The organism is Mesorhizobium sp. M7A.F.Ca.CA.001.04.2.1 (genome assembly GCF_003998485.1).
GTDB lineage: Bacteria > Pseudomonadota > Alphaproteobacteria > Rhizobiales > Rhizobiaceae > Mesorhizobium > Mesorhizobium ciceri.
This window is the reverse complement of the sequence record NZ_RZQT01000199.1, coordinates 1-8214: the sequence shown is the minus strand read 5'-3', so window position 1 is coordinate 8214 and position 8214 is coordinate 1. Positions and strand designations below refer to the sequence as shown.

The window sequence follows — 8214 nt, the reverse complement described above, 5'->3', positions numbered from 1 at the left end:
GCTGAAGGACGGCAGCTACCGCAAGCACATGGATTTGCTGCGCGCGAAGCTTGCGCGCGCCATGGGCGAGACGGCCGCCCACCTGAAAGTGATCGGCATCACGCCGTGGATCGACCAGCCGGCTGGCCTCTTCCTGTGGTGCAGCCTGCCGGACGGCGTCGATGCGGCCGAAGTCGCCCGCCGCTCGCTGGCCGACAACATCGTGCTGGCGCCCGGCAACGCATTCAGCCTGTCCGGAACGGCTGGCCGTTTCCTGCGCTTCAACGTTGCCCAATGCGCGGACGAGCGGATTTTCAGGGTGCTCGAGGCGGCGATGGCGCGTTGACGCGCATCAAGCTGATCCTGTTGCCTGGGCAACCTTCGGCTGCTAGGGAAACGCGAGCGCACTCGAGAGAATGTCTGCGCCGTCATTTTCCGGGATAGCGTTTATGGGAACCAGCAAGTCAGCAGACAAGTAGGCCGCAACAGCACCTCGTTGTTGCGGCGGCCCGTCATTTCCCATCTTCATTGAGAACGGCAGATCGCCGCCAAATGTATCCATTTGAGCGGATGTTCAATCATGCCTCTTCCAAAAAAACCGACATGGACCACTTCCCTGCCAGCAGCCATGGTGCTGATGGCGCCCTTCGACATCCTGGCCTCGCTGGCCATGGACATCTACCTCCCGATTGTCCCGGCGATGCCGGGGATCCTCGAGACATCGCCTGATGTCATCCAGCTGACGCTGAGCCTCTACATGATTTGTCTTGGGCTCGGCCAAGTCGTCTTCGGCCCGATTTCCGACAGGATCGGCAGGCGCCCGGTGCTGATCGGTGGCGCGCTTTTGTTTTCAGGCGCTTCCTTTCTGCTCGCCAGCACCTCGCTGGCCGCTGTCTTCGTCGTCCTGCGCGTCGTGCAGGCCATTGGTGCGTCCGCCATTCTCGTTGCAACCTTCGCAACGGTTCGCGACGTCTATGCGCAAAGAGCCGAAAGTGCCGTCATTTACGGCCTGTTCAGCTCGATGTTGGCTTTCGTGCCGGCGTTGGGGCCGGTTGCCGGTGCGTTGATTGCCGGCAATTTCGGCTGGCGGGCGATCTTCCTGACGCTCGGAGTCCTGGCCACGGCAGCTACCCTCAACGCATGGCCGAAATGGCACGAAACCCGCCCCTCGAATGGCGATACCAGGCGAATGGCGCTTCGACCCATTCTCTCCAGTCTTGCCTTCTGGACCTACACGCTTGCATTCAGTGCCGCCATGGGCGCCTTCTTCGTGTTCTTTTCGACTGCGCCACGGGTGCTCATGGATCGGGCCGGTTTTTCACAGTTCGGCTTCAGTCTAGCTTTCGCCACCGCGGCGCTGGTGATGATCGTCACCACCCGCTTCGCCAGAAGGTTCATTGCAAGCTGGGGCATCGCCGGCAGTGCCATCAGGGGCATGGCGATGCTGCTGTTCGGCGCGGCGCTATTGGCAGTGGGGCAACTGTTCGCACAGCCGTCCTTCGCGACATTTATCTTGCCGATGTGGGTCGTTGCCGTGGGTATCGTCTTCATTGTCTCAGTCACCGCAAACGGTGCACTCGAGGCGTTTGGCGATGTCGCGGGAACCGCAGTCGCACTCTACTTCTGCATCCAGAGCCTTGTCGTCGGCATCTTCGGCACGTTGTTCGTCGTCCTGCTCGGCGGAGACACGGCGTGGCCGCTGGTCGCCTACTGTTCGGTCATGGCGACGCTCACACTAAGCGCACTGAGGCATTTGCAGAAACGCCAAACCGAATAGACTGGACAGATGAGAAGCCTGGGCGGTTGGCGCAGGCTTCTCATCGTTGTCAGCGCGACGCCGCACACACCTCCCGCACACAGTCGCGCAACCAGCGTTGCGCCGGATCGGCATCGAGGCGCGGATGCCAGAGCATGGAGATAGTGACTTCCGCGGTGGCAACCGGCAGGGGAAAACTGCGCATGCCGGCGCGTGCGCCCTCGGTATGCCGCTCCGGAACGCTGGCGATCAGGTCTGATGTGCGGGCCATGGCAAGGGCTGCCGAGAAACCGGAAACCATGCACACGACGGTCCGCCGCAGCCCGAGCCGGTTCAAAGCCTCGTCGATCGGCCCTTTCTCGCGGCCACGCCGTGAAACGCTGATGTGTCGGCCTGCGGCATAGCGCTCAGGCGTCACCGCGCCCTCGGTCAAGGGATGGCCCGTTCGCACGGCGCCGATAAAGCGGTCGCGAAGCAACGCCTGGATGCGCACCTCCGGGCCGGTCTCGCCAGCGACGCCTATGTCCAGATCGATCGCCGCGTCGCGCAGCGACATGACGTCCCGGTCGGACTTCGGTGCAAAGCGCAGCCGCACGCCGGGCGCATCGGCCTGGATACGGGCAACGAGACGAGGTGCGAACTCTTCGACGAAGCTCTCATTGGTGCGCAGCGTGAAGACCCTGTCCAGGTTCGGGAGATCGAGCAAGGTGGCAGGGCGCAGGATCGCCTCCGCATCCTGGACGACACGGCCTACCTGCTGTCGCAGTTCTTCCGCACGCGGCGTCGCCACAAGGCCTCGACCGGCGCGAACCAGCAGCGGATCGCCCGTCGCCTGGCGCAGTCGCGCCAGCGTGCGGCTCATCGCCGAAGGGCTGAGGCGTAGGCGGCTGGCGGCGCGCGCCACGCTGCCTTCGGTCAGCAGGACGTCGAGAGCGAACAGTAAGTTGAGATCGGGTGATGTCATCGGCAGATCATGACATGATATGGCGCCAAACGCACGAATAAGATGCAAATGCTGCGCCTTCCGCCACATTGGCCAAGGAACTAGATCTCCAGCAGTTCCGGTTGTGGGACTGATGGAAGGAGACCGCCGTGGCAATCGCTGAGCAAAATCCGGACGGGCTGACATCGGCGCCACCATGGATGCAATCCGCCGGCTGGGCGTTGGCAAGCCTGTCGCTCGCCACACTGCTGTCGTCGCTGGGAACCAGCATTGCCAGCGTCGGGCTGCCGTCGCTGATGCAGAATTTCGGCGCGACGTTCCAGGCCGTGCAATGGGTTGTTCTGGCCTATCTCCTCGCCATCACCACACTGATCGTCAGCGCCGGCCGGCTGGCCGACATGTTCGGGCGCCGACCGTTGCTGCTTGGGGGCATCGCGCTGTTCACGTCCGCATCGGTGCTCTGCGGCCTGGCGCCGACACTCTGGCTGCTGATTGCCGCACGCGCCGTGCAGGGACTTGGCGCAGCGCTGATGATGGCGCTGACGCTGGCCTTCGTCGCCGAAACCGTGACCAAGGACAGAATCGGCTGCGCCATGGGCCTGCTCGGCGCCATGTCCGCGATCGGCACGACACTTGGCCCCTCGCTCGGCGGCCTTTTGATCACCGGCTTCGGCTGGCGGGCAATCTTCCTCGTCAATGTCCCGCTGGGAGTGCTCACCTTCGCTCTTGCCTGGCGTGCCCTGCCGGCACGCAATAAAACCGCGCGGCTCGACCGAGGCACGTTCGATGTCGTGGGCACCGCCCTGCTGGCCCTGACGTTGGCCGCCTATGCGCTGGCCATGACGCTGGGCAGAGGCAATTTCGGCACGCTCAAAATCGGCCTGCTGATCGCCGCCGGCACCGGCGTTTTTCTTTTCGCCGCCGCGCAGGCGAGAGTGAAAAACCCCTTGATCCGGCTTGCCAGCTTCCGCGATCTTCAGCTGAGTGCCAGTCTCGCCATGAGCCTCGTCGTCGCCACGGTGATGATGGCGACGCTGGTGGTGGCTCCGTTCTACCTGTCGCGCGGGCTCGGGCTGGATGCTGCAATGGTGGGTGCGGTGCTGTCGACCGGCCCGCTCGTCTCGACCTTGTCGGCGCTGGTCGCCGGACGCCTGACCGACCGCTTCGGCGCTCATAGGATGATGGTCGCAGGCCTGCTCAGCCTCACGACAGGCACGTTCCTGCTGTCGCTCGCCATGACCAGATTCGGCATTGCCGGCTATATCGTTGCGATCACCGTCACCTGCATCGGCTACGCGCTGTTCCAGACGTCGAACAATGCAGCCGTCATGACTGGCGTTGACGCCGGTCAGCGCGGCGTCGTCTCCGGTCTGCTCAACCTTTCGCGCAATCTCGGGCTCATCACCGGCGCCTCGTTGATGGGCGCCATATTCGCCGTCGCATCGGCCGAAGGGCACGAAGGCATTGGTCTTCTGAGTTCCGAGGCCGCCGCCCGGGGAATGCAGGTCACCTTTCAGACGGCGACGGTGCTGGCGCTGGCTGCGCTGTTCCTCGCACTGCTCTCGGCCCGCGCCACAGGCCGCGCAGAATCCAGGGCTTCGTGACGCGCACACCACTCAGAGAATAGAATTTCCAAACAGGCTCAGGCACCTGCCCGCTTGCGGCGCTCATAGAGCATGACCAGCGTTTCCGCCGTCAAGGCAGGCTTTTCCTCGCCTTCGATCTCGACCGTGTTGGCCGCCTTCATCAGATACTGGCCCGGGCCTCTGTCCTCCATGGACAGCAGCGTGATGCGCAGTCTGATGCGGGCGCCGACTCTGACCGGCGCCAGGAAGCGTACTTTGTCGAAGCCATAATTGAAGGCGGCCTGCGTATTCTCGGGCACGATGCCCATGCCGAGCGCCAGCGCGCCGATGATCGACAGCGTCAGATAGCCATGCGCGATCGTCGTGCGGAACGGGCTTTGCCGCCGCGCCCTTTCAGGGTCGACATGAATCCATTGATGGTCGCCGGTGCATTCAGCGAACTGATCGATGCGGTTCTGGTCGACCGTCGTCCACTCCGACACGCCGAGTTCCAGCCCGGCCATCGTCCTCAACTGCTCGTAGGTAGGCGGCGTTTTAGGCCGTATTTCGTTCATTCCTGGTTTCCCGATCGCTTCCAGAGCCTCCGGACCACGAACTGACGGCCTCTGTCAATTCGCTCTACGCGAATCCGTTCCGTCGATCTCGGCCGCAATCGAGCCACGCCGCCGGCGCAGTCGCAGGCCAACTCGGGCTTTCCGGGCTTCAGGGCGGCCGGCAGCCATGAACCGGTCCCGGCCACATCCGCTACTTCTTCTCGTAGCCGGCGCGGATTTCCTCCATCGCCTCCTTGATGCGGGTGCGCAGGATGTCGACCGATTCGGCACCGGATTTCTTGACCAGTTCAGCCACTTCGCCGGCATTTTTCAACGCGGCCTCGAAGGACTTTCTGGCAAACTCCGTCTGTTTGGCCATCAGTTCCTGCGGATTGCCCGGCGCCCTGTAGCTTTGCGCCATATCGGTGACCTCGCGCAGCGTATCCTGCAGCATCTCGCGCTGCCGGGACAACAGCGAGGTGGCGCCGGCGGCACCGGCTCGTGCCGATTTCTCCAGCGCTTCGAGGTTCTTGCGATGATGGGCGAGGATCGCCTCGACATCGACATTCGGCACCTTCAGGTCGCGGCCGAACCTGCCGAACATGTCCATGAAGGAATCGGATTCCGGTTGTTTTGCCATGCTTGTTTGCTCCCCTTTGCCGCGGATGCGGGCACCCTCGGATGGAGAATAACACTCGCGTGCCGTGAGTCCATTCGGACGCGGAGGAATGAGCGCCAGTCTGGCCGCGCATCAATTCACGAGGAACAGCCGCTCGGCCACATAGAGCACGACACCGGCGAGCCCGCCGATGATCATGCCGTTGAAGCGGATGTACTGCAGGTCCCGGCCGATGTTCATCTCGATCAGCCGCGTCAGTTGCGCGAGGTCCCAGCGTTTGACCTGGTCGGCGATGAATGTCGACACGCCGGCCTTCTGGCTCTCCACGAACGACGCCAGCGCCACCACGAACCCCTGGTTCATGTCGGCCCGGATCTGCGCATCGCCGGCAAGATGCCGGCCGACCTCGACGAACATGTTGGCGAGGTGCGCACGGATGACCGAATTCGGCGCCTTGGCATCCTGCTCGATGAACTGGCTGAGGCTTGCCCACATGTCGCCGGCCAATCCCTTGACCTCCGGCCGGGCCAGGAAGTCGCGCTTCAGCTTTTCGGCCCGTTTGGCGTATTGTTTCGATGTCCTCAGCTTATCGATGAAGCCTTGGGCGAAGCCGTCGAATTCGGCGCGCATCGGGTGGTCGGGATCGGCCCTCACTTCGTCGAGCAGCGAGCCCGCCGAGGCGACGATCTTCTTCAGGAGATAGGCGTCGGCGCGGAACAGGTTGAACAGCGACGGCAGTTCCTCGCGGATTTTTTCGCGCATCGTTGCCAGCGCTTTTTCGTCATTGAGGAACCGCCCGATCACCTTGGTGAATTCGTCGAACAATTTCTGATGGCGGCGATCATCGGTAAGCGCCGAGAGCAGTTCGGCGGCCAGCGGCGCCAGCGGCACCTTTTCGATCTGTTCGAGCATGCGGCTTGTGACGAAGCCGCGCAGGCCGGATTGCTCTATCGCCGCAAGCGTCTGCGGCACCAGCCGCACGATGAAGCGCGACAGGCCGGCGGCGCGCTCCGTATCGGCCAGCCAATCGGCGACCAGCGCCGAAAAATCGACCTCGGCAAGCTTTTCACGCACCGGTTCGGGCGCCAGAAAGTTGACCTCGATGAAGCGGCCGAGATTGTCGGCGATGCGGTTCTGGTTCTCGGGGATAATGGCGGTGTGCGGGATCGGCAGCCCCAGCGGCCTTCGAAACAGCGCCACCACCGCGTACCAGTCGGCGAGGCCGCCGATGGTCGCCGCCTCGGCAAAGGCAGCGACGAAGCCGAGCCACGCATGGATGTGCTCGAACGATTTGGCGAGCGCAAACACCAGTACGCAAAGCGCCAGCGCGGCCGCCGCGAGGAATTTCGTCCGCCGCAACGCGGAAAGCTTGGCATCCGCTTCGGCATCGAAACGGACCGGCGTCAAGGGCGAAGCCGATTGTGACATGGGTGAGCCGCTCCTCGTCGATCTCAGCCTATCTAGTGTTCCGACGGCCGAAATACCCGCGACAGCCGGTTTCGCCCGGCATCTTGCCCGGCTGCGCACACAAAGTTGAGGAGAAAATTCATCTATCGCGCCCAGCTAGTCTGGAATTATTCCAAGGTATAGGCCATATTCCGCCTGGGCCAATGTGGCGAATCCGGAATTTCGGGTCAAAGCCGCATCAGCAAAATTTCCAGATCTGGCGTGGGTTGCACCGCCCCAGTGCCTTGTGAGGACAATATGCGGCTTACGCGCCAGACCAACTATGCCATGCGCATCTTGATGTATTGCGCGGCAAATGACGACCGATTGAGCCGTATTCCCGAGATCGCGGCCGCCTATTCGGTGTCGGAGCTTTTCCTGTTCAAGATCCTGCAGCCGCTGGTCGAGCACGGCCTCGTCCAGACTGTGCGTGGCAGGAATGGCGGCGTCAAACTTGGCCGGGCGGCCGAAGCCATCAGCCTGTTCGATGTCGTGCGCGTGACGGAAGAGAGCTTCGCCATGGCCGAATGCTTCGAGAACGATGCCGCCGAATGCCCGCTCGTCGACAGCTGCGCGCTGAACTCGGCGCTGCGCGAGGCCCTGAATGCGTTTTTCGCAGTGCTCGCCCGCCATACGATCGCCGATCTGGTAGCGGCGCGGCCGAATGTACGCAACCTGCTCGGCATCGACATGCTGATGGAGCGCCGCGCCCCGGCTGCCTAGCGTATTTCTCCCCGTTCTACGGAGAGAAATGCCCGGCAGGGCAATGAGGGGCGGCGCCGACTTCGACAATTGGCGGGGGAAGCGCAGGAAACCGCCATTCGCAGGCCCGGCCTCACCTGAATATCAATAGACCGCCGACTGCGGCAGCACGAACGGCATATTGCCCGCCGGCAGCACGCCGACCCTGAGCCGGCAGTCGAACACTTTCTCGATCAGATCATCGCTCAGCACGTCCCGCGGCGATCCGGCGGCGGCCAGCCGGCCGCGATGCATGACGAAGATCCGCTCCGCATACATGGCCGTCAGATTGAGGTCATGCAGGATGGCGACCACGCCACCGCCCCTTCTGGCGAAGTCGCGGGCAATGTTCATGATGATCAGCTGGTGCTTGATGTCGAGGCTGGACACTGGCTCGTCGAGGAACAGAAAGCGCGGCTTGCCGTCGAGCACCGGCGCCCAGACCTGGCATAGCACGCGCGCCAACTGAACGCGCTGTTGCTCCCCGCCGGAAAGCTCCTGGTAGAAACGGCCGGCAAAGCCGTCGAGATCGACACGCGCCAGAGCCCGTTCCGGCAGCCGCGCATCCTCGCCCGGCAAGGCGCCCGAACGGCCGCCGACAAGACCAAGCT

Annotated in this window: 9 protein-coding genes; 4 read left to right on the top strand and 5 right to left on the bottom strand. The window is 63.3% G+C overall.

The window, feature by feature from the left end; all coding sequences use genetic code 11:
- Both EN955_RS32555 and cml read left to right on the top strand, forming a co-directional pair.
- On the top strand, positions 1-325 hold a 325-nt coding region (locus EN955_RS32555; protein ID WP_348631228.1), incomplete at its 5' end, for an aminotransferase class I/II-fold pyridoxal phosphate-dependent enzyme.
- 234 nt (positions 326-559) lie between these two features.
- Positions 560-1756: a CmlA/FloR family chloramphenicol efflux MFS transporter gene (cml, locus tag EN955_RS32550; protein WP_024503820.1), complete on the top strand. Its 1197-nt coding sequence runs from the start codon at positions 560-562 to the stop codon at positions 1754-1756.
- A 49-nt stretch (positions 1757-1805) separates the two neighbouring features.
- On the opposite strand, the gene EN955_RS32545 is transcribed toward cml, so the two are convergent.
- Positions 1806-2699 carry a LysR family transcriptional regulator gene (locus tag EN955_RS32545; RefSeq protein WP_013531250.1) on the bottom strand — a complete coding sequence of 298 codons (894 nt, stop codon included), beginning with the start codon at positions 2697-2699 and terminating at the stop codon, positions 1806-1808.
- Between the two features lie 128 nt (positions 2700-2827).
- On the opposite strand from EN955_RS32545, the gene EN955_RS32540 reads away from it, so the two are divergent.
- Complete coding sequence (locus EN955_RS32540) at positions 2828-4282, top strand: MFS transporter (protein WP_024503819.1); 1455 nt, start codon at positions 2828-2830, stop codon at positions 4280-4282.
- 38 nt (positions 4283-4320) lie between these two features.
- On the opposite strand, the gene EN955_RS32535 is transcribed toward EN955_RS32540, so the two are convergent.
- The 3 genes from EN955_RS32535 to EN955_RS32525 form a co-directional block, all read right to left on the bottom strand.
- The gene (locus EN955_RS32535) at positions 4321-4818 is read right to left on the bottom strand and encodes a MaoC family dehydratase (RefSeq protein WP_013531248.1); all 498 of its coding nucleotides are present in this window, start codon (positions 4816-4818) and stop codon (positions 4321-4323) included.
- A 190-nt stretch (positions 4819-5008) separates the two neighbouring features.
- Positions 5009-5437 (bottom strand): phasin family protein, encoded by a 429-nt coding sequence (locus EN955_RS32530; protein WP_024503818.1) that lies wholly within the window; start codon positions 5435-5437, stop codon positions 5009-5011.
- 111 nt (positions 5438-5548) lie between these two features.
- Positions 5549-6844 (bottom strand): DUF445 domain-containing protein, encoded by a 1296-nt coding sequence (locus EN955_RS32525; RefSeq protein ID WP_024503817.1) that lies wholly within the window; start codon positions 6842-6844, stop codon positions 5549-5551.
- 276 nt (positions 6845-7120) lie between these two features.
- On the opposite strand from EN955_RS32525, the gene rirA reads away from it, so the two are divergent.
- Positions 7121-7585 (top strand): iron-responsive transcriptional regulator RirA, encoded by a 465-nt coding sequence (gene rirA / locus EN955_RS32520; RefSeq protein WP_024503816.1) that lies wholly within the window; start codon positions 7121-7123, stop codon positions 7583-7585.
- 123 nt (positions 7586-7708) lie between these two features.
- Here the strand turns inward: rirA and EN955_RS32515 are convergent.
- On the bottom strand, positions 7709-8214 hold a 506-nt coding region (locus EN955_RS32515; protein ID WP_127223539.1), incomplete at its 5' end, for an ATP-binding cassette domain-containing protein.

Bases quoted from the DNA above. Each gene is read 5' to 3' on its own strand.
- EN955_RS32535 (WP_013531248.1), bottom strand. From the start codon at position 4,818: ATGAACGAAATACGGCCTAAAACGCCGCCTACCTACGAGCAGTTGAGG.
- EN955_RS32530 (WP_024503818.1), bottom strand. From the start codon at position 5,437: ATGGCAAAACAACCGGAATCCGATTCCTTCATGGACATGTTCGGCAGG.
- EN955_RS32525 (WP_024503817.1), bottom strand. From the start codon at position 6,844: ATGTCACAATCGGCTTCGCCCTTGACGCCGGTCCGTTTCGATGCCGAA.
- EN955_RS32545 (WP_013531250.1), bottom strand. From the start codon at position 2,699: ATGACATCACCCGATCTCAACTTACTGTTCGCTCTCGACGTCCTGCTG.
- rirA (WP_024503816.1), top strand. From the start codon at position 7,121: ATGCGGCTTACGCGCCAGACCAACTATGCCATGCGCATCTTGATGTAT.
- cml (WP_024503820.1), top strand. From the start codon at position 560: ATGCCTCTTCCAAAAAAACCGACATGGACCACTTCCCTGCCAGCAGCC.